17 protein-coding genes are annotated in these 19,327 nt (G+C 73.6%); 3 read left to right on the top strand and 14 right to left on the bottom strand.

Annotated elements, in window-relative coordinates; genetic code table 11:
• Window positions 1–14: 14 nt before the first annotated feature.
• The 3 genes from EIZ62_RS18840 to EIZ62_RS18830 form a co-directional block, all read right to left on the bottom strand.
• Window positions 15–1,133, bottom strand: coding sequence for an ADP-ribosylglycohydrolase family protein (locus tag EIZ62_RS18840; protein WP_156693822.1), 1,119 nt, complete (start codon window positions 1,131–1,133; stop codon window positions 15–17).
• Window positions 1,134–1,329: 196 nt separating this feature from the next.
• Entirely contained in the window at window positions 1,330–3,912 is a 2,583-nt protein-coding gene (locus EIZ62_RS18835) for a bifunctional FO biosynthesis protein CofGH (protein ID WP_208827978.1), read from the bottom strand.
• Between the two features lie 27 nt (window positions 3,913–3,939).
• A complete protein-coding gene (locus EIZ62_RS18830) occupies window positions 3,940–4,767 on the bottom strand; it encodes an LLM class F420-dependent oxidoreductase (RefSeq protein WP_156693820.1) in 828 nt (275 codons plus the stop codon).
• 91 nt (window positions 4,768–4,858) lie between these two features.
• On the opposite strand from EIZ62_RS18830, the gene EIZ62_RS18825 reads away from it, so the two are divergent.
• Genes EIZ62_RS18825 through EIZ62_RS18815 form a run of 3 tightly spaced genes read left to right on the top strand, consistent with a single transcriptional unit; the run spans window position 4,859 to window position 7,491 of the window.
• Window positions 4,859–6,316 (top strand): CehA/McbA family metallohydrolase, encoded by a 1,458-nt coding sequence (locus tag EIZ62_RS18825; RefSeq protein WP_156693819.1) that lies wholly within the window; start codon window positions 4,859–4,861, stop codon window positions 6,314–6,316.
• A 10-nt stretch (window positions 6,317–6,326) separates the two neighbouring features.
• Window positions 6,327–7,124 (top strand): IclR family transcriptional regulator, encoded by a 798-nt coding sequence (locus tag EIZ62_RS18820; protein ID WP_156693818.1) that lies wholly within the window; start codon window positions 6,327–6,329, stop codon window positions 7,122–7,124.
• 37 nt (window positions 7,125–7,161) lie between these two features.
• Window positions 7,162–7,491: a putative quinol monooxygenase gene (locus tag EIZ62_RS18815; protein WP_156693817.1), complete on the top strand. Its 330-nt coding sequence runs from the start codon at window positions 7,162–7,164 to the stop codon at window positions 7,489–7,491.
• Window positions 7,492–7,513: 22 nt separating this feature from the next.
• On the opposite strand, the gene EIZ62_RS18810 is transcribed toward EIZ62_RS18815, so the two are convergent.
• From EIZ62_RS18810 to EIZ62_RS18760, 11 genes are all read right to left on the bottom strand, one after another.
• A complete protein-coding gene (locus tag EIZ62_RS18810) occupies window positions 7,514–7,831 on the bottom strand; it encodes a cupin domain-containing protein (protein WP_156693816.1) in 318 nt (105 codons plus the stop codon).
• A 123-nt stretch (window positions 7,832–7,954) separates the two neighbouring features.
• Window positions 7,955–9,526, bottom strand: a complete 1,572-nt coding sequence (locus tag EIZ62_RS18805; protein ID WP_156693815.1) for an APC family permease — start codon at window positions 9,524–9,526, stop codon at window positions 7,955–7,957.
• Between the two features lie 214 nt (window positions 9,527–9,740).
• The gene (locus EIZ62_RS18800) at window positions 9,741–11,192 is read right to left on the bottom strand and encodes an aldehyde dehydrogenase family protein (protein WP_156693814.1); all 1,452 of its coding nucleotides are present in this window, start codon (window positions 11,190–11,192) and stop codon (window positions 9,741–9,743) included.
• Window positions 11,189–12,919 carry an N-acyl-D-amino-acid deacylase family protein gene (locus EIZ62_RS18795; protein ID WP_156693813.1) on the bottom strand — a complete coding sequence of 577 codons (1,731 nt, stop codon included), beginning with the start codon at window positions 12,917–12,919 and terminating at the stop codon, window positions 11,189–11,191. Before EIZ62_RS18795 ends, EIZ62_RS18800 begins: the two co-directional genes overlap by 4 nt.
• Before the next feature lie 504 nt (window positions 12,920–13,423).
• Window positions 13,424–14,545, bottom strand: coding sequence for an LLM class flavin-dependent oxidoreductase (locus EIZ62_RS18790; RefSeq protein WP_156693812.1), 1,122 nt, complete (start codon window positions 14,543–14,545; stop codon window positions 13,424–13,426).
• Between the two features lie 95 nt (window positions 14,546–14,640).
• Complete coding sequence (locus EIZ62_RS18785; RefSeq protein WP_156693811.1) at window positions 14,641–15,402, bottom strand: SDR family NAD(P)-dependent oxidoreductase; 762 nt, start codon at window positions 15,400–15,402, stop codon at window positions 14,641–14,643.
• 17 nt (window positions 15,403–15,419) lie between these two features.
• On the bottom strand, window positions 15,420–16,340 hold the full coding sequence (locus EIZ62_RS18780) for a TIGR03619 family F420-dependent LLM class oxidoreductase (protein WP_156693810.1): 921 nt from the start codon (window positions 16,338–16,340) through the stop codon (window positions 15,420–15,422).
• A 111-nt stretch (window positions 16,341–16,451) separates the two neighbouring features.
• Window positions 16,452–16,865, bottom strand: coding sequence for a PaaI family thioesterase (locus EIZ62_RS18775; protein WP_156693809.1), 414 nt, complete (start codon window positions 16,863–16,865; stop codon window positions 16,452–16,454).
• Window positions 16,866–16,929: 64 nt separating this feature from the next.
• Window positions 16,930–17,523 (bottom strand): pentapeptide repeat-containing protein, encoded by a 594-nt coding sequence (locus EIZ62_RS18770; protein WP_244375789.1) that lies wholly within the window; start codon window positions 17,521–17,523, stop codon window positions 16,930–16,932.
• 37 nt (window positions 17,524–17,560) lie between these two features.
• Window positions 17,561–17,857, bottom strand: coding sequence for a hypothetical protein (locus tag EIZ62_RS18765; protein WP_156693807.1), 297 nt, complete (start codon window positions 17,855–17,857; stop codon window positions 17,561–17,563).
• A gap of 97 nt (window positions 17,858–17,954) precedes the next feature.
• Complete coding sequence (locus EIZ62_RS18760) at window positions 17,955–19,199, bottom strand: amidohydrolase family protein (protein WP_156693806.1); 1,245 nt, start codon at window positions 19,197–19,199, stop codon at window positions 17,955–17,957.
• Between the last annotated feature and the right edge of the window lie 128 nt (window positions 19,200–19,327).

Below are 19,327 nucleotides of genomic sequence, written 5' to 3'. Positions count from 1 at the left end.
CGTACCGTCCCCGTTCAGCCCCTCGGGTAGCGGGCCAGCCAGCCGGGGGCTGAGGTGGCGGGGCCGTGGAGGGCGGGGCCCTGGGTCATTTCCATGGCGAAGTCGTCCGCCAGCTCGAGGATGGTCGGCCGGCCCTCCAGTTCCGCCAGCCAGGCCGGCGGCAGGGCCGTCTCGCCGTGCAGGGCGCCGAGCAGCGCGCCGGTGAGGGCGCCGGTGGCCTCGGACGGGCCGTCGTGGTTGACGGCGAGGCGCAGCCCGTGCCGGACGTCCTCGCCGACGAGCGCGCAGTAGACCGCGATCGCCAGGGCGTCCTCCGCGTGCTCGCCGTCGGTGTCGCCGAGCGACGCGATCCTCGCCGGGCTGGGGATGCCCTGGCGCACGGCGCCCAGCGCGTGCTTCAGCGCCTCGCTGACCGGTTCGTGGCCGGGGCGGGTGGCCAGTTGGGCGAGCGCCCGCTGGACCGAGCCGTCGACGGACTCGCCGCGCGCCAGCCCGTGGACGACGACCGCGAAGGCGCCCGCCGACAGGTAGGCGGTGGGGTGGCCGTGCGTCTGGACGGCGCACTCCACGGCGAGCTGGCACACCAGCTGCGGCTCCCAGCCGACGAGCAGCCCGAACGGCGCGGACCGCACCAGGGCGCCGGCGTCGCGGGCGGTGGGGTTCTTGGGCTTGTCCAGCGTGCCGAGGATCTCGTCGCCGAGCCCGAGGAGGGTGGCGTGGGCGGGGTCGCGGCGGACGTACAGCCACTCCTCGCAGGCCAGCCAGCCGTTGTCCTTGCGGCGCTCGTCCGGACCCCAGTCGCGCTGGGTGGCGGCCCACCGCAGGTGGGCGCGGTGGACGTCGGTGGGCGGGTGCCAGGCGCCGGTGTCGCGGCGCACCTGGGCGCGTATCAGCCCGTCCACGGTGAACAGGGTCAGCTGGGTGGCGGAGGTGACGGCGCCGCGCCGCCCGTACGCGGGGGCGAGGTCGGCGAGCCCGTCGGGTCCGTGCGCCGCCCGGATCGCCTCGACGGACAGCGTGGACACGCCCGCCCCGAGGGCGTCGCCGATGCCCGCGCCGAGGAGGCACCCCCGCACCCGGGCGCGGAAGTCCTGCTGCTCGGCCCGGCCCCAGACCGCCCCGGCTGCGCCCACCTCGCACCTCTTCCGTCGCCCGTCGTGCCGACACTCCGGCGCGCAGCACTGTAATCGAAGGTGGCGGGGCGCTCAGGGCCCGGAGTGTTATGGGAGCGGACGCCCAAGAGGTACGGATCTGGGCGTCCACCACGCGTTCGTGGCTCATGTCCCCCGCACTGCCGAACGACGTGCGCCCGCCATCGCCGACCCGGGGTCAGTCGGTCAGGACCGGCAGCAGCTCCGGCAGGTGCCCGTCCGAGGCGGCCGCCGCCCGCAGGCGCTCCTCGGGGACCTGGCCGTACAGCGTGGTCCGGGCGCGGGCCGGGCGGCCGGCCGCCTCCGCGACGGCGACGAGGTCCCGTACGGACTTGTACGAGCCGTACGAGGAGCCCGCCATGCGGCTGATCGTCTCCTCCATGAGCGTGCCGCCGAGGTCGTTGGCGCCCGAGCGGAGCATCTCGGCGGCGCCGTCCGCGCCGAGTTTCACCCAGCTCGTCTGGATGTTACGGATGTGCGGGTGGAGGAGGACGCGGGCCATGGCGGTGACGGCCCGGTTGTCGCGGGTGGTGGGTCCGGGGCGGGCGATACCGGCGAGGTAGACGGGTGCGTTGGTGTGGATGAAGGGGAGGGTGACGAACTCGGTGAAGCCGCCGGTCTCCTGCTGGATGCGGGCCAGTGTCCGGAAGTGGCCGAGCCAGTGGCGGGGCTGGTCGACGTGCCCGTACATCATGGTGGAGGAGGACCGGATGCCCAGTTCGTGGGCGGTGGTCACGACCTCGATCCAGGTCGCGGCGGGCAGCTTGCCCTTGGTGAGGACCCAGCGGACCTCGTCGTCGAGGATCTCGGCGGCGGTGCCGGGGATGGAGTCGAGCCCGGCCTCCTTGGCGGCCGTCAGCCACTCGCGGATCGACAGGCCGGTGCGGGTGGCGCCGTTGACGACCTCCATCGGCGAGAAGGCGTGGACGTGCATGCCGGGGACGCGGGCCTTCACGGCGCGGGCGATGTCGAAGTAGGCCGTGCCGGGCAGGTCCGGGTGGATGCCGCCCTGCATGCACACCTCGACCGCGCCGACGTCCCACGCCTGCTGGGCGCGGTCGGCGACCTGGTCCAGGGAGAGGGTGTAGGCGTCGGCGTCGGTGCGCCGCTGGGCGAAGGCGCAGAAACGGCAGCCGGTGTAGCAGACGTTGGTGAAGTTGATGTTGCGGGTGACGATGTACGTGACGTCGTCGCCGACCGTGTCGCGGCGGATGTCGTCGGCGGTGCGGCACAGCGCGTCCAGGGCCGGGCCGTCCGCGTGGAGCAGGGCGAGGGCCTGGTCGTCGGTGAGCCGCGTGGGGTCGTCGGCGGCGACCGCGAGGGCCTCGCGCACGTCGGTGTCGATGCGCTGCGGGACCATGCCGGGCGCGGCGGCCTCCCGCAGCGCGCCCCAGTCGCCGTACACCTCGTCGAAGTCGTCGCGCCGGTCGGAGGTGCGGCCGGTGGTGTCGATGGTGTGGTGCAGGTCGGTGCGGCCGGAGGCGGTGAAGCCCTCGTCGGGCTCCTGCCACGGCAGGCCGCGCACCTCCGCGTCCGGGTTCGCGAGCCCGGTGGCGGGGTCGGCGAGGGCGCGGACGTGCGGCAGCAGGCGCGGGTCGAGCCAGGGTTCGCCGCGGGTGACGAACTCGGGGTAGACGCACAGCCGTTCCCGCAGCTCGAACCCGGCGGCGGCGGACCGTTCGGCCAGCGCCTCGATCGCCGGCCAGGGGCGCTCGGGGTTGACGTAATCGATGGTGACGGGCGACACCCCGCCCCAGTCGTCGATGCCGGCGCCGATGAGCCGCGCGTATGCGCCGTCGACCAGGTTGGGCGGGGCCTGGAGGCAGGCGGAGGGACCCATGATGTGCCGGGCGACGGCGACGGTGGCGACCAGTTCGTCCAGTTCGGCGTCCGGCATGCCGCGCATCGCGGTGTCCGGCTTGGCGCGGAAGTTCTGGATGATCAGTTCCTGGATGCCGTGGTACGCCCGTGCCACCCGGCGCAGCGCGAACAGCGACTCGGCCCGCTCCTCGTACGTCTCGCCGATCCCGATGAGCAGGCCGCTGGTGAACGGCACCGACGAGCGGCCCGCGTCCTCCAGCACCCGCAGCCGCACGGCGGGTTCCTTGTCGGGCGAGCCGTAGTGGGGGCCGCCGGGCTCGGACCACAGCCGGGTCGCGGTGGTCTCCAGCATCATGCCCATGGAGGGGGCGACGGGCTTGAGCCGCTGGAAGTCCGTCCACGACATGACGCCGGGGTTGAGGTGCGGCAGCAGCCCGGTCTCCTCCAGGATGCGGATCGCCATGGCCCGTACGTAGGCGATGGTGTCGTCGTAGCCGTGCGCGTCGAGCCACTCGCGTGCCTCGGGCCAGCGGTCCTCGGGCTTGTCGCCCAGGGTGATCAGCGCTTCCTTGCAGCCGAGTTCGGCGCCCCGCCGTGCGACGTCCAGGACCTCGTCCGGCGACATGTACATCCCGTGCCCGGCGCGCCGCAGCTTGCCGGGCACGGTCACGAAGGTGCAGTAGTGGCACGTGTCGCGGCAGAGCCGGGTGAGGGGTACGAACACGCTCTTCGAGTACGTGATGATCCCGGCCCGGCCGGCCGCCGCCAGGCCCGCGTCCCGCACGCGCGCCGCCGACGCGGCCAGGTCGTCCAGGTCCGCGCCCCGCGCCCGGAGCAGGACGGCGGCCTCGGTGACGTCCAGCGCGACCCCGTCTCTGGCCCGCTTCAGGGCGCGTCGCATGGCGTTGGGGGTGGGGCGTCCGGCCAGGTCGTCGGTCATGGCCCCGAGCATACGAGTGCGGGTCGCCTACACATACGGGGCGTACTCGTCCAGCGTCCGGAGCACCTCCGCCTCCCCGGCCGGGGGCAACTGGACGACGGTTTCGGTGACGCCGAGGTCGGCGAGGTGCGCGAGCTTGCCCGGCGAGGGGTGCACGGCGTACGGGACGACGTGCAGGTCCGCCGGGTCACGGCCGGCCTTCTCCCACGTCTCGCGCAGCACGGGCAGCGCCTCGGTGAGGCCCCGGCCGCCGATGGGCAGCCAGCCGTCCGCGTACTCGGCGATGTGGGCGAAGCGGGTCGGGCCGGCCGCGCCGCCGACCAGGACGCGCGGGGCGCCGCCGGCGGGCTTGGGGAAGGCGAAGGAGGCGCGCACGGAGGCGGTCGCGCCCTCGTACGCGGTGGGTTCGGCGGCCCACAGGGCGCGCATCAGCGCCATGCGGTCACGGACGCGCTCCCGGCGGGTGCTCCAGGTGACGCCGTGGTCGGCGGCCTCCTCGCGGTTCCAGCCGTAGCCGACGCCGAGGGTGAAGCGGCCGCCGGAGAGGTGGTCGAGTGTGGCGACCTGCTTGGCCAGGTCGATCGGGTCGTGCTGGGCGACGAGCGTGATGCCGGTGCCCAGCCCGAGCCGTTCGGTGACGGCGGCGGCCTGGCCGAGCGCGACGAACGGGTCGAGGGTGCGGCCGTACTCGGGCGGCAGGTCGCCGCCCGCCGGGTAGGGGCTGGTGCGTTCGACGGGGATGTGGGTGTGCTCCGGCAGGTACAGGCCGGCGAAGCCGCGCTGCTCCAGCTCGCGTGCGAGCCGTACGGGGGTGATGGTCCGGTCGGTGAGGAAAATCGTCGTCGCGATCCGCATGACGGCCCAACGTATGGCCTTCGGCGGTGAATTCCGAGACCGTCACTCCGGATTGACGGGATGTTCACCGGCCGCGAGGAGGGTGGCACGCATGCTGGCCAGACGTGGATTCGTGACGGGCGCGGCGGGGGCACTGGTGGCGGCCGGGGGTGTGGCCTTCGCCGCCGGGGAGACGGAGCGGGTGGTGCGCGGCACGCTGCCGCCGGGTTCGCCGGACTACGTGTACCTGCCGGTCGAAGTGCCTCCCGGCGTGCGGGAGTTGCGGGTGTCGTACGCCTACGAGCGGCCCGCCGTGCCGCCGGGGACGCAGGGCAACGCGCTGGACATCGGCGTCTTCGACGAGCGGGGCACCGAGCCGGGCGGGCGCGGCTTCCGGGGCTGGTCGGGCGGCGCCCGCAGCGAGTTCTTCCTCCGTGCCGACGACGCCACCCCCGGGTACGTCCCCGGGCCGGTCCGGGCGGGCACCTGGCACATCGTGCTCGGCCCGTACACCGTGGCGCCCGAGGGCCTGGCCTACACGGTGACGGTCCGCCTGGCGTACGGCCCGCCGGGGCGGGCCCGGCGCCCGGTGTACCCGCCGGAGCGGGCGCGGGGGCGGGGCAGGGCCTGGTACCGGGGCGACTGCCACCTGCACTCGGTGTACTCCGACGGCAGGCGCACCCCCGCGGAGGTCGCGGCCGCCGCGCGCGCCGCCGGGCTGGACTTCATCAACACCTCCGAGCACAACACGCACGCCGCGCACCGGGCGTGGGAGGGCCTGTGGGGCGACGACCTGCTGATCCTGACCGGCGAGGAGGTCACCACGCGCAACGGTCACCTCGTCGCCGTCGGCACCGACCCCGGTACGTTCGTCGACTGGCGCTACCGGGCCCGCGACAACCGCTTCGGGCACTGCGCCCGCGAGATCCGGCGGGCCGGCGGGCTGGTCGTCCCGGCCCACCCGCACGCCACGTGCGTCGGCTGCGCCTGGAAGTACGGCTTCGCGGAGGCGGACGCGGTCGAGGTGTGGAACGGCCCGTACACGCTGGACGACGAGGTCACCCTCGCCGACTGGGACGGCACGCTGGCCCTCGGCCGCTGGGCCCCGGCGATGGGCGGCAGCGACGCGCACCGCGAGCCGCAGAAGGTGGGCGAGCCGCAGACGGTCGTCCTCGCCGACGACCTGACCCGCCGGGCGATTCTCGCCGGGCTGCGCGCGGGCCGCAGTTACGTCGCCGAGTCGGCCGCCGTGTCGCTGGCTTTCTCGGCGACCGGCGGCCGTGGCGCCCGCGCGGACATCGGCGAGCGGCTCCCCGTCCCACCCGGCGCCCCGGTCACGGTGCGCCTGGACGTGACGGGCGCCCCCGGCTGCACCGCCCACTTCGTCACCGACCAGGGCACCCTGCACACGGCACCCCTGCCGGCACCGGGCACGGGCACGGTCACCTGGACGACGACACCCGCGTACGCCACCTACGTCCGCGCCGAGGTCCGCCACCCCCCGGCCTCCCCCGGCCTCCCGGGCGCCCTGGCGGCGTTCACGAACCCGGTGTTCCTGGGCACCTCGTAGGCTCGTCCCCATGAGCAGCGCGTCCCTTGGCCCCCAGGCCCCCGGCCCCCAGACCCCCGGTCCGCAGTCCGTCGACCGGGCGTTGGAGATCCTCGACGCCGTCGCCGAGGCGGGCGGGCCGGTGGGGGCGAAGGTGCTGGCGCGACGGCTGGGGTGTTCGTTGTCGACGGTGTACCACCTGCTGGGGCCGCTGACGGCGCGCGGGTATCTGGTGCGGGCCGAGGGTGGCGGGTACGCGCCGGGGCCGGGGGTGGCGGTGCTGCACCGGGCGTTCCGGCGGCGTGTGGGGGCCGGGCCGGGGGTGGGCGGGGTGCTGGCGCGGCTGCGGCGGGAGAGCGGGGCGGAGGCGTACTTCTCGGCGTACCGGGACGGGCGGATCACCGTCGTGGACAGTACGGCGCCGGTCACGGACACGGCACACCCCTTCGTGCCCGGGCCGGAGGTGCGGGCGCACGCCACCGCGCACGGCAAGGTGCTGCTGGCGGGGCTGTCGAGGGGCGGGCGGCGGCGGTTCCTGGCGGAGCACGGGATGGCCCGGTTCACCGACCGGACGATCACCGGCGCGGAGCCGCTGGAGGCGGAGCTGGCGCGGGTGCGGGGGCGGGGGTTCGCGGTGTCGGTGGGGGAGGCGGACCCGGCGTACACCTGTGTGGCGATGGCCGTGCCCGGGGGTGACGGGGAGGCGCGGCACGCGCTGTCGGTGTCGTTGCCGACCGCGGAGTTCCGTCACCGGTACGGGAGGGTGCGGGCGGCGGTGGCAGGTGCGGTGGCCGCGTTTCACGACGGTGCCGGAATCCCGGGCGCGTGAGCTGGACGGGGGGCCGGGCGGGGAGCACCGTAGCGGCATGATCTTCATCGCCGTCAGGTTCACCGTCCGCCCCGAGTACCGCGACCAGTGGCTCACGCTGGTCGACGGCTTCACGCGCGCCACGCGCGCCGAGCCGGGCAACCTCTTCTTCGACTGGTCGCGCGACGTCGAGGACCCGGACCGGTTCGTCCTGCTGGAGGCCTTCGCGGACGCGGAGGCGGGCGCCGCGCACGTGGGGTCCGACCACTTCGCGGCCGGTCTGGAGGCGATGGCCGGCGCGATCGCGGCGACGCCCGAGATCATCAACGCGGAGCTGCCGGGCCGCGACGGCTGGGACGCCATGGCGGAGCTGACCCCCCGCGCCTGAGCCCCGCGCCGGACGCCCGGAGTCAGTCGTTGACGGCGGTGAGCAGGACGGCCGCGTCGGTCACCGCCGTCACGCCGTGCCGCTCGGGCGGCAGCAGGTACAGCGCGCCCATGGTCAGCTCCACGTCGCCGGACTGGGCCGTCACCCTCACCGCGCCCCGCAGCACCTGGAGGGAGGCGGCGGGCGGGGTGTTGTGCTCGTCGAGCGAGGTGCCGGCGGTGAGGGCGATGACGCTCTGCCGCAGGGGCGGGTCCCGGAGGATCAGGTTCGCGCTGCGGCCGTGCTCGTCGGCGTGGGCGGCGACGAGGTGTTCCTCTGCGATGGCGTTGAGGTCATACATACCGTCCACCTTGCCCCGCGCCCGGATCCTACGCATACGGAGTGGGCGCGGGCGTGCGGAGAGGGCGGGTCCCGTGCCGTCCCACGGGGCCCGCCCTCCCGGCTCAGGTGCCGGCCGGTCCGCTCAGTCCGCGACGACCAGCGACGGCGTCTCCTTCTTCAGCACCTCGCCCCGGAAGAAGGCGGGGCTGCGGCGCTGCATGACCAGCATGATCACGACGCCGAGGAGCAGCAGGCCGACGCCGATCACGAACACCGACCCCATGCCGAGGACGGAGGAGCCGGAGCCGTAGGCCGGGTCCCACATGTCGTAGAGGGTCTTGCCGAAGACGGCGGTGAGCATCAGGCCGCCGAGGGCCGGCAGGACGCCCTTGAAGAGCGCGTCCTTCACCGAGTTCGTAAGCTCGGCGCGGAAGAACCACACGCAGGCGAAGGCGGTCAGCGCGTAGTAGAAGCAGATCATCAGGCCGAGCGCGTAGATGGTGTCGACGAGGACGTTCTCGCTGGCCAGGGTCATCACCGTGTAGAAGACGCCGGTGGCGACGCCCGCGACGACCGTGGCGAGGCCCGGGGTCCGGAACCGGGGGTGGACCTTGGTGAAGGAGTGCGGCAGGGCCTCGTACGTCGACATGGCGAGGACCGTGCGCGCCACCGGGATGAAGGTGGTCTGGAGGCTGGCGGTCGCGGAGGCGAGGACGGCGACGAAGAGCGTCACGCCGAGGACGCCGCCCATGACCGGCCCGGCGAGGGCGGCGAAGACGTTGTCGGAGGTGTCGGGGTTGGCGAGGCCGAGGCCCTTGTCGCCGGAGCCGACGACCATCTGGGCGGCGATGCCGGTGGCCAGGTACGAGCCGATGAGCACGACCATGGTGATGAGCGCGGCGCGGCCGGGCGTCCTGGCGCTGCCGGTGGTCTCCTCGTTGGTCGCCATGCAGGCGTCCCAGCCCCAGTAGATGAAGATCGCGAGGGAGAGTCCGGCGGTGAAGGCCGAGAAGGACTCGACGGCGAAGGGGTTGAGCCAGGACCAGGAGAAGTCGGCGCCGGTGGGGAAGTCGGCGCTGCCGACCTTGGAGAAGGCCATGGCCACGAAGACGGCCAGGACGACGAGCTGGAGGCCGACGAGGGCGTACTGGACGCTCTTGGTGGCCGTCATGCCCCGGTAGCTGATGGCGGTGGCGACGGCGATCAGGGTGAGGCAGGTGAGGATGTGGACGGCCTTGTTGTCGTCCAGGGCCGCGATGTCCGGGTTGCCGCTGATCTCGCCGGCCAGGAGCCAGAAGTAGCTGGTCGCGACGCCCGCGAGGTTCGACAGGACGATGATCGTCGCGATGACGAGGCCCCAGCCGCACATCCAGCCGATCCGGGGGCCGAAGGCCTTGACGGTCCAGGTGAAGGAGGTGCCGCAGTCGGGCATGACCCGGTTAAGCTCGCGGTAGGCGAAGGCCACCAGGAGCATGGGCAGGAAGCCGGCCAGGAAGACGGCGGGCATCTGGAGCCCGACCTCGCCGGCCGTGGAGCCGAGTGTGGAGGTCAGGCAGTAGACGGGGGCGACGGTCGAGAGGCCGATGACGGCGCTGCCGACCAGCCCGACCGAGTTCCCGCCGAGGCCCTTGCTCCGTACGTCACCGGTGCCACCCGACGGGGTGACGCCCCTTACCGTGTCTCCGGCCTGGGGCCGTGCTTCCACCTGAGTCATGGAAAGGACGTTAGGTGCTGCGGTTTCCACATCCGGAAGAAGGAACTCCGCGATCTACGCCTTTCATTGCACGGTGCAATGCACTTCTCGGCAACGATTGAAAGAGAGCCACGGACTCGCACCGACCGATTGGTAGGTGAAATCGACACCGTCCGATATGCGGGAACCGCACCCGTGTCCGATATGCCGGTTTCCAAAATTTCCCGTGCCGTTTTCAGCCCGGCCAGACGACCGCCTGGAGCTCGCTGTACGCGTGCAGCGCGTACGACCCCACGTCCCGGCCGACACCGCTCTTCTTGAACCCGCCGAACGGCGCCTCCATGTTCCGTCCGACCGTGTTCACGCCCACCCCGCCCGCCCGCAGCAGGCCCGCCACCCGGAACGCGCGGGCCACGTCGCCGGACCACACGTAGTCGATCAGCCCGTAGTCGCTGTCGTTGGCCAGCGCGACGCCCTCCTCCTCGCCGTCGAACGGCACGACCACCACCACCGGCCCGAAGATCTCCTCCCGCACCACCCGCATCCCGTTCCCGCAGCCGGTGAGGAGCGCCGGAGCGACGTAGAACCCCTTGCCGTCCACCCCGGAGGACCCGTGCCGGATGACGCGGGCCCCCTCCGCCCGCCCCAGCTCGACGTACGCCTCCACCCGGTCCCGGTGCGCGGCGGAGATCACCGGCCCGACCACCGTCCCGGGCGCCGACGGATCGCCGACCGTCATCCGGCGCAGGTGGGCGGTGAGCTTCTCGACCAGCCGGTCGTGCACCCCCCGCTGCACCAGCACCCGCGTCGGAGCCGTACAGATCTGGCCGCTGTAGAAGGAGAACGTCGTGCCGATGCCCCGGACGGCCGCGTCCAGGTCGGCGTCGTCGAACACCAGCGCCGCGCCCTTGCCGCCCAGCTCCAGCAGCTGCCGCTTCACCTCCCGCCCGCACACCTCGCCGATGCGCCGGCCCACCGCCGTCGACCCCGTGAAGCTGACCATGTCGACGTGCCGAGACCCGACCGCCGCCTCCCCCACGTCCGCCCCCGAACCGGTCACCACGTTGACCACGCCCGCCGGCACCCCGGCCTCCCGGAGCGCCCGCGCCATCGCGTACACCGACAGCGGGTCCTGCGGCGCGGGCTTGACCACCACGGTGTTGCCCATCGCCAGCGCCGGGGCGATCTTCCCGGCCGGATTGGCCCACGGGTTGTTGTACGAGGTGACACAGGTGACCACACCGACCGGGCGCCGCACCGCGACCGCCCCGAGCACCGACGCCGGCCCCATCGGCCCCGCCCCGGCCACCTGCGGCGGCAGCGGCTCCTCCACCGGCTCCAGGGCGCCCCGCGCGTACCGGCGGAACCGTGCGACCGCCACCCCCACCTGCATGGCCCGCGCCGTGCCCGTCGTGGCGCCGCTCTCGGCGCGGGCCAGCCGGGTGTGCGCCTCGGCGTCACGGGCGATCAGGTCGGCGGCCCGGTCCAGCACCGCGGCCCGCTCCTCCGGACGGGTCGCCGACCAGGCGCCCAGCGCCTCCCGCGCCGCCGAGGCCGCCTCCTCCACCTGGCGCGGGCTCGCCTCGGGGGCCAGACCGACGACCTCCTCCGTGGCGGGGTCGACCACCTCGTAGTGCCCGCGCTCGGGCTCCACCCACTCACCCCCGACGAACAGCCGCTCCCTCACCGGACCGGCACCGTCCTCGTGTCCCGCCCCGAGCGCAGCACCCGCCCGGGAACCGCTCCCGTGACCTCGTCGTCCCGTACCGTCTCCACCCCGTTGACCCGCACCGACACGACGCCCACCGCCCGCGAGTCCAGCCGCGGGCTGTCCCCCGGCAGGTCGTGCACCAGCGTCGCGGGCCCGGCGTCGATCCGCTCCGGGTCGAACAGCACCAGGTCCGCGTGGGCGCCCACCGCGACCCGGCCCCTGTCCCGCAGCCCGAACAGCCGCGCCGGATCGTCGGTCAGCATCCGCACCGCCCGCTCCAGCCCCACCAGCCTCCGCCCCCGCAGGCAGTCCCCCAGGAACCGCGTCGTGTACGGCGCGCCGCACATCCGGTCCAGGTGCGCCCCCGCGTCGGAACCCCCGAGCAGGACGTCCTCGTGCTCCCACGTGTCGCGGCGCAGCGCCCACGAGGCCGGGTCGTTGTCGGGCGGCATGGGCCACAGCACCGTGCGCAGCCCGTCCCGCGCGCAGATCTCCACCAGGCACGCGAACGGGTCGAGCCCCCGCTCCCGCGCCACGTCGCCCACCACCCGCCCGGTCAGCCCCGCGTTCTCCGGGCTGTACGTGTCGCCGACGACGTACCTCCGGAAGTCCGCGAGCCGCCGGAAGACGCCGGCCTCCGGGGAGTCGGCGCGCCGCAGCATCTCCGCCCGCACCTCCGGGTCCCGCAGCCGCGCGATCCGCTCGCCCACCGGCAGCGCCAGCACCTCGCCCCACCCGGGGATCAGGTTGAGCGCGCAGAAGGTGCCCAGCGACATGTTCATCGGCGTGAGGATGGGCATCGTCAGCGCGACGATCCGCCCGCCCGCCTTCCGCGCCCGCTCACTGGCGAGCAGCTGCCGGGGCACCCGGTCGGGCACGGCGGCGTCGATGGTCAGCACGTTCCAGTTGAGCGGCCGGCCGGCGGCGGCGCTCATCTCCACCAGGAGGTCGATCTCGTCGTCCGCGAAGCGGTCCAGGCAGCCCGCGACGATGGCCTCGATCTGGGTGCCCTCGTGCTCGCCCACCGCCGCGCACAGCGCCAGCACCTCGTCCGGCTCCGCGTGCCGTGACGCCACCGGCGCGCCGTCCCCGTCCGTGTGTGTCGACGACCGCGTGGTGGACAGCCCCCAGGCGCCCGCGTCCATCGCCTCGCGCAACAGCCGCACCATCTCGCGCAGTTGCCCGGCCGTCGGGCGCCCCCCGACGGCGTCGGCCCCCATCACGTACCGCCGCAGGGCGCAGTGCCCCACCATGAACCCGGCGTTCACCGCGATACGCCCCTCCAGGGCGTCCAGGTACTCGCCGAACCCGTGCCAGCTCCAGTCGACGCCCTCCTCCAGCGCCTTGAGGGCCATCCCCTCGACCTTGGACATCATCCGCCGTGTGTAGTCGGCGTCCTCCGCGCGCAGCGGGGCCAGCGTGAACCCGCAGTTGCCGCCCACGACCGTGGTGACGCCGTGGCTCATGGACGGTGTGGCGTACGGGTCCCAGAACAGCTGGGCGTCGTAGTGGGTGTGCGGGTCGACGAACCCGGGCGCGAGGACCAGCCCGGTGGCGTCCTCGGTGGCGCGCGCGGGCTCCGTGACGGTCCCCGCGGCGGCGACGACCGCGACGCGCCCGTCCCTCAGGCCCACGTCGGCCCTGCGTGCCGGGGCGCCGGTGCCGTCGACGAGGTCGGCGCCCTTGATCAGGTGGTCCAGCATGACGTCCCCTTCTCCACTGGTACGTGCGCCCCGGGCCGGGTCGCCGTGACCGGCCGCGGCCACGGTGCCCCGCCCGGGGCGGTGCGGGACGGCCGGCCCGGGATGCCGCCGCCCGCGTCTGTCGGGGCCTCGCCCCCGGCGTACGGCCGGAGGGGCCGTGCAGGGTCGCCCCCGCAGAGGCCGGCGGCGGTGCAGGGGTTCCTGTACGAGGAACCCGAGGCCGCCGGCCTCGAGGAGGTGAGCCCGGAGGGGCCCCGCCCCACCCACCGGGAGTTGCCGCCCCCACCCACCGGCGGTGGCCGCACGGCGCCGGGAGCCGGTCCGGGCCCGTGCGGTCACCGCCGGTGGGTGGGGGCGTGGCCCCTCCGGGCTCGACTCCTCGGGGTCGGCGGGGAGCCCACCCGCTCCCGGCGCCGTATCTCGCCGCCGATCCCCTGCGGGGACGACCCTGCGCGGCCCCGCCCGGTCGTCCGCCGGCCGCGGGCCGTCGGGTGTCCCCGGTGGTCAGACCGTCCCGCGGAAGCGGCTGGTGCGGTGGACCGGGTCCGTGTCGATCCGCGGGATGACGTGCTCGCCGATCAGCCGGATCGTGGTCATCGTGTCCTCGTACGAGACGCCGATCGGCAGCCCGAAGGACAGCTGGTCGGCGCCCGCCCGCTCCCAGCGGCGGCACTGGCGCAGCACCTCGTCCGGGTCGCCGCAGATCATCAGCTCCTCGGCGATGAGCAGTTCGATGACCTCCTCGGTGTACTCCGGCAGCAGTTCGGGCCACTCGGGGATGCCCTCCGGCCGGGGGAACGTGTCGTGGTACCGGAACAGCAGGGACTGGAGGTAGTTCAGCCCGCCGCCCACCGCGACCTCGACCGCTTTGGCGTGGGTCTCCGCGCAGATCGCCGTGGAGGTGACCATGACGTTGTCGTTGACGAACGCCCCGACCGGTTCGGCGTCCTTGACGGCCGTCTTGTACGACTCGACGACCCACTCCATGTCGGCGACCTTCTGCACGCTGAAGCCGAGGACGCCCAGCCCCTTCTTCCCCGCCATGGCGTATGAGGACGGCGACCCGGCGGCGTACCACATGGCCGGGTGCCCGGCGCCGTACGGCTTGGGGAGGATCTTGCGGGGCGGCAGGGACCAGTGCTTGCCCTGGAAGCCGGGGTACTCGTCCTGGAGCCACATCCGGGGGAACTCGGCGATGGTCTCCTCCCAGATCTCCTTGGTGTGGTTCATGTCGGTGATGCCGGGCATGAAGCCGAGGATCTCGTGGGAGCCGGCTCCCCGCCCGGACCCGAACTCGAAGCGCCCGCCGGACAGGTGGTCGAGCATGGCGACCTTCTCGGCGACCTTGACCGGGTGGTTGACGGGGGCGAGCGGGTTGAAGATGCCGGAGCCCAGGTGGATGCGGTCCGTGGCGTGGGCGAGGTAGCCGAGGAAGACGTCGTTGGCGGACAGGTGCGAGTACTCCTCCAGGAAGTGGTGCTCGGAGGCCCAGGCGTACTTGAACCCGGACCGGTCCGCCTGGATGACGTACTCCGTCTCCTCCATCAGCGCCTTGTGTTCCGCCGCCGGGTCGTTCCGGGCCCGTTCGGCCGGCACGTATCCCTGTACGAAGAGACCGAATTCCACGGGGTCACCGTCCCTCTATCTGACGCATCGTCAGTTCGTGACTGTTCCACCGACCGGCCGCACCGTCAATACCTGACGGAGCGTCAGGGAGATGCTCAGAAGACGTTGACGCCCGCCAGCCACCCGCCGTCGACGACGAACGGCTGCCCGGTGATGTACGCGGAGTCGGCGCAGCTCAGGAACAGGGCGAGCGCCGCCACCTCCTCCGGCCGGCCGACCCGCCCCAGCGGGACGAGCCTGCGGTACAGCTCGTCGAGCGTGGCGGGGTCGGCGCCCTCGGGGTTGGACATGGGCGTGTCGACGGCGCCCGGGCACACGGCGTTGACGCGGATGCCCTTGCCGCCCAGCTCCACCGCCGCGACCCGGGTGAGCCCCAGCACGGCGTGCTTGGTGGCGGCGTAGGCGCCGACGTACGCCATGCCCGTCAGGGCGGTGTACGAGGCGGTGTTGACGATCGTGCCGCCCCCGGCGGCCTCGATCTCGGGCGCCACCGCGCGGATGCCGAGGAAGCAGCCGACCTGGTTGACCCGGACGACGCCCATGAACTCCTCCAGCGGCGTGGAGACCAGTTCGTTGAAGCGCAGCACGCCCGCGTTGTTGACCAGGCCGTCGATCCGGCCGAACGCGTCCTTCGCCGCCGTGACGGCACGCGCCCAGTCGTCCTCCTCCCCCACGTCCAGGTGGACGTAGCGCGCCCGGGACGCCCCGAGTTCCGCGGCCAGCGCGCCGCCCTCCTCGTCCAGCACGTCGCAGAGCACGACCCTGGCGCCCTCCTCGGCGAAGAGCCGGGCCTCCTGCTCCCCCTGCCCGCGCGCCGCGCCGGTGATCAGCACGACCCGTCCGTCCAGCTTGCCCATACCGGCCTCCCGCCGCCTCAGCCCAGCAGGGGGGCGACGCCGTCCGCGAAGGCCCCCATCTGGTCGGTCAGCTCCGCGCGGCTCCGGGACCGGAACCGCACCTGTATCTGGTCCACGCCCATCGCCCCGTACGCACGCAAGCACTCGGCGAGCGCGTCCGGCTTGCCGCCGAGGGTGCGCCGCCCGACGTCCCACCGGGCGTCCCCGACGTACAGCGGCTCGGTGATCGCGCCGACGACGAGCGGTTCCTCGACGCCCGCCTCGGCGCGCAGCCGCCGCAGGGTGCCGATCTGCGCGGGCAGCCGGTCGCGGGGGTCGCCCTGCGGCAGCCAGCCGTCGCCCTTGAGCGCGGCGCGGCGCACGGCGGCGGGCGACGAGCCGCCGACCCAGAGGGGCACCCGCTCCTGGGCCGGCCGCGGCCGCTGCCCGAGGCCCTCGAAGGCGAACCGCTCGCCGTGGAACTCGGGGTACTCGTCGGGGCCCAGCGCCGCCCTCAGCGCGTCGATCGTCTCGTCCAGCAGGGCGCCGCGCCGCTCGAAGCCGGCGCCCAGCGCCTCGAACTCCTCGCGCACGTGTCCGGCGCCGACCCCGAGGACCAGGCGCCCGCCGCTGAGGTGGTCGAGGGTGGCGTACTGCTTGGCGGTGACCAGCGGGTGGCGCAGCCCGACGACCGCGACATGGCTCAGCAGCCGTACGCGCCGGGTGGCGGCCGCGAGGTGGGCGAGGGTGGCGACGGGGTCGTACCAGACGGTGCTCATCGCCCCGGCGAGCCGCCGGGGTATCGCCACGTGGTCGCAGACCGCGACGTAGGCGAAGCCGTGGCGGTCGGCGGCCCGGGCGACCTCGACCAGGTCCTCCGGGCCGGCGCCCGCCTCCCAGGGTTCGGCGAAGAGGGTGCTCTGCGACTGGACCGGCAGCTGCATCCCGTACGCGACCATGCGGGCCCACCCCATATCTGACGTGTCGTCAGTTGCTTATGGCGGGCTCATGGTCCCGCCCGGCGGGGCAACGGGCAAGGGGCGCGGCCCACGCCGGGGGAGCCGCCGCGCTCAGCCGAGGAGCGCGTACACCGTGGAGGCCCGGGCGGCGGGCTCCGTCCCGCCCTCGGCGGTCATCGTGATCTCGGCGAACGCCATCCGCTTGCCGAGCTTGGTGATTCGCGCGTCCACCAGCACGTCCGCGCCGGTCACCGCGCGCATGAAGCTGGTGGACTGCTGCACGGTGGTCATGGGCACGAACGCCCCGCGCGCCGAGGAGACCGCGATCACCGTGGCCGTGTCGGCGGCCGCCATCAGCGCCTGCCCGGACAGTCCGCCCCCTTCCCGGGCCAGCCGCCCGTCCCACGGCAGCCGCAGCACGGCGTGCGCCTCGCCCGCCTCCTCGACGGACAGGCCGAGCTCCAGCACCCAGGGGGCGAAGTTGTCGGCGAGGATCTTGTCGGCTTCGGCGAGCGTCAGAGTCATGCCGGGATGCTGCCGCCCCGGCCCGGCCCCGAAACCCGGCGGCCCGGACCGCCTGCCCGCGGCCTCACCCCACCTGGTACCCCAGGGCCGTCGCGATGACCGCCGCCTGTTCGAGGTCGATCCTGGCGCCCGCCGCCTCCACCGTCCGCGGGTCCAGCGACGACAGGTCGCTGCCCCGCAGGTCGGCGCCCTTCAGCCGGGCGCCGTGGAGCGCCGCGCCGGACAGGTCGCACCCCACGAGGCGGGCGCCCTCCAGGCGGGCGCCGGTCAGGTCGGCCTCCCGGAGGCGGACCCCGTCGAAGGCGGCCTTGCGCAGGTCGGCGCCCCGGAAGCCGGTGAACGACCAGTCGCCGCCGGTCACCTCCAGGAGCCCGGTCGTCGACCGCTCGAAGCGGCTGCCGACGAGCTTGCACCGCTCGAAGCGGGTGTCGAAGAAGACGCAGCCGCGGAAGACGCAGTTGGTGAATGCCGCGTCCGTGTGACGGGAGGCGTTGAAGCGGACGCCCGAGAAGGTGCACGCGTCGAAGACGGCGCCCTCGTCGACGACCTCGGTCCAGTCCGTGTCGTAGAAGGTGTACCCGGTGAAGGCCGTCCCGGGGCCCAGCTCCCGGGCGTACCAGTCCTCGTCACGGATGACGGGACCCTGTTCGTTCGCCATGGGTCCCATTCAACCGGCCACCACTGACACCGCCGCCTCAGGAGGCGAGGAACTCCCCCACGCCCGTGCGGACGTCGTCGGCGTTCATCACGGGCAGCATCGTGATGTCGGCGCCCAGCTCCATGAAGAGGGGTTCGCAGATGACCGGGATGCGGGAGGGCTCGTCCAGGTCGAAGACGACGAAGGCGGTGCGCCTGCCGTCGATCGACCCGAAGTAGGCGGCCTCGGGCCGTACCCGGTCCATGAAGGACCCCATGATCGAGTCCAGCCTGCCGGACCGGATCGCCTCGTTGGCCTTCTCGGTGTCCATCTGGCACATCAGCATCGTGCGCATGAGCCGCCTCTTCCGGGTCTCGGCGTACACCCCCTCGGCCAGTGTTCGCCGGTGGCCCGTGCCGGCGCACCCGGGCGGACCCGTCCGGGTGGCGGGCTCAGCCTCCCGCCCCGCGCCACAGGCCGTCGTCCGTCAGGTCCAGCAGCTCGATCGCGTTGCCCCGCACGATGCGCTCGACCACGTCCGGGGCGAGGTGGCCCATCTGGGCCTCGCCGACCTCGCGGGACTTCGGCCAGGTCGAGTCGGAGTGCGGGTAGTCCGTCTCGTACAGGACGTTCCCGACGCCGATGGCGTCCAGGTTCCGCAGGCCGAAGGCGTCGTCGAAGAAGCAGCCGTACACGTGCTCGGCGAACAGCTCGGAGGGCGGCCGGTGGACCTTGTCGGCGACGCCGCCCCAGCCGCGGTTCTCCTCCCACACCACGTCGGCGCGCTCCAGGATGTAGGGGATCCAGCCGATCTGGCCCTCGGCGTACATGATCCGCAGTCCGGGGAAGCGCTCGAACTTCCCGCTCATCAGCCAGTCGGTCATGGAGAAGCAGCAGTTGGCGAAGGTGATGGTGGAGCCGACGGCGGGCGGGGCGTCCGCGGACGTCGACGGCATCCGCGAAGACGAGCCGATGTGCATGGCGATGACCGTGCCGGTCTCGTCGCAGGCGGCGAGGAACGGGTCCCAGGCGTCGGTGTGGATGGACGGCAGGCCCAGGTGCGGGGGGATCTCCGAGAAGGCGACGGCCCGCACGCCCCGGGCGGCGTTGCGGCGCACCTCGGCGGCGGCCAGCTCCGCGTCCCACAGCGGGATCAGTGTCAGGGGGACGAGCCGGCCGCGGGCGTCGGGCCCGCACCACTCCTCGACCATCCAGTCGTTGTACGCGCGGACGCCGAGCAGGCCCAGCTCCCGGTCGGCGGCCTCGGTGAAGGTCTGGCCGCAGAAGCGCGGGAAGGTCGGGAAGCACAGGGCGGACTGGACGTGGTTGAGATCCATGTCGGCGAGGCGGTCGGGGACGCTGTACGAGCCGGGGCGCATCTGCTCGTACGTGATCACTTCGAGCCGTATCTCGTCGCGGTCGTAGCCGACGGCGGTGTCGAGGCGGGTGAGGGGGCGGTGGAGGTCCTCGTACACCCACCAGTCCCCGACGGGCCCGTCGTCGCCCTTCTCGCCCATGACCGGGGCGAACTTCCCGCCGAGGAAGGTCATCTCCTTCAGGGGTGCCCGGACGACGCGGGGGCCGGTGTCGCGGTACTTCGACGGGAGCCGGTCCCGCCAGACGTGCGGGGGCTCCACCGTGTGGTCGTCCACCGAGATGATGTGCGGAAAGGTCGCCGGGGTCGCCGAGGTCTCCATGCACAGCACGGTAGCGCTGAACTGACGGCCCGTCAGCTATTCGCGGGTCGCTCCGTGCGTGGAGCTTGTGCAGAGAGTCACCCACTGCTGACGCGTACGCCGTCGACAAGGCAGACTGTCGGGGGCGA

It is taken from the genome of Streptomyces ficellus (assembly GCF_009739905.1).
Taxonomy (GTDB): Bacteria; Actinomycetota; Actinomycetes; order Streptomycetales; family Streptomycetaceae; genus Streptomyces; species Streptomyces ficellus_A.
This window is presented reverse-complemented; position numbering and strand designations above follow the sequence as displayed.